The sequence below is a fragment of the Nocardia arizonensis genome (genome assembly GCF_001310275.1).
GTDB lineage: Bacteria > Actinomycetota > Actinomycetes > Mycobacteriales > Mycobacteriaceae > Nocardia > Nocardia arizonensis.
The window spans coordinates 1-1,287 of sequence record NZ_LGYZ01000127.1 but is presented as its reverse complement, the minus strand read 5'-3'; the positions used below and the strand labels follow the sequence as shown (position 1 = coordinate 1,287).

Genomic DNA, 1,287 nt, shown 5'->3' with positions numbered 1-1,287 from the left:
TCGACGGTGAACGAGGTCGCCGGTGTCGCACCGAAGTCGACTGCCGTGGCCCCGGTGAGGTCGGTTCCGGTGAGGACGACGGTTGTTCCGCCGGCTACCGGTCCCACGTTCGGTACCACCGTGGTGAGGGTGGGAACCGGGACATAGGTGTAGGCGACGCCGTTGCTGGTCCCTCCCGCGGTGGTGACGGTCACCTGGACGGTCCCGGTCCCCGCGGGAGCGACGGCCGTGATCTGGGTTGCGGAGTCGACCGTGAACGAGGTGGCCGGTGTCGCACCGAAGTCGACCGCTGTAGCTCCGGTCAGGTTGGTGCCGGTGAGGATGACCGTTGTTCCGCCCGCTGTCGGCCCGGAACTCGGTATCACCGTGGTGAGGGTGGGAACCGGAACGTAGGTGTAGGCCACGCCGTTGCTGGTTCCACCGACGGTGGTGACCGTCACCTGCACGGTCCCGGTCCCCGCCGGAGCGACCGCGGTGATCTGTGTGGCGGAGTCGACGGTGAACGAGGTCGCCGGTGTCGCACCGAAGTCGACTGCCGTGGCGCCGGTGAGGTTGGTTCCGGTAAGGACGACGGTTGTTCCGCCGGCTACCGGTCCCACGTTCGGTACCACCGTGGTGAGGGTGGGAACCGGAATGTAGGTGTAGCCCACGCCGTTGCTGGTCCCGCCGACCGTGGTGACGGTGACCTGGACGGTTCCTGCTCCTGCGGGAGCGACGGCCGTGATCTGGGTTGCGGAGTCGACGGTGAACGAGGTGGCCGGTGTCGCACCGAAGTCGACTGCCGTGGCCCCGGTGAGGTTGGTTCCGGTCAAGACGACGGTAGTTCCGCCGGCCACCGGTCCCACGTTCGGTACCACCGTGATGAGGGTGGGAACCGGAATGTAGGTGTAGGCGACACCGTTGCTGGTGCCGCCCGCGGTGGTGACGGTGACCTGCACGGTCCCGGTTCCTGCGGGAGCGACCGCGGTGATCTGTGTCGCGGAGTCGACGGTGAACGAAGTGGCCGGTGTCGCACCGAAATCGACGGCCGTGGCCCCGGTGAGGTTGGTTCCGGTCAAGACGACCGTTGTTCCGCCGGCCACCGGTCCCACATTCGGCACCACCGTGGTGAGGGTGGGAACCGGAACGTAGGTGTAGGCGACACCGTTGCTGGTCCCGCCGACCGTGGTGACGGTGACCTGTACCGTCCCGGTCCCCGCCGGAGCGACGGCCGTGATCTGGGTGGCGGAGTCGACCGTGAACGAGGTCGCCGGTGTCGCACCGAAACTCACCGCTGTAGCTCCGGTG

At 67.8% G+C, this 1,287-nt stretch carries 1 protein-coding gene; it reads right to left on the bottom strand.

Features of this window, described 5'->3' with window-relative positions; all coding sequences use genetic code 11:
* On the bottom strand, nucleotides 1–1,271 hold a 1,271-nt coding region (locus APZ21_RS28850), incomplete at its 3' end, for an IPT/TIG domain-containing protein (RefSeq protein WP_204249174.1).
* Nucleotides 1,272–1,287: the final 16 nt, after the last annotated feature.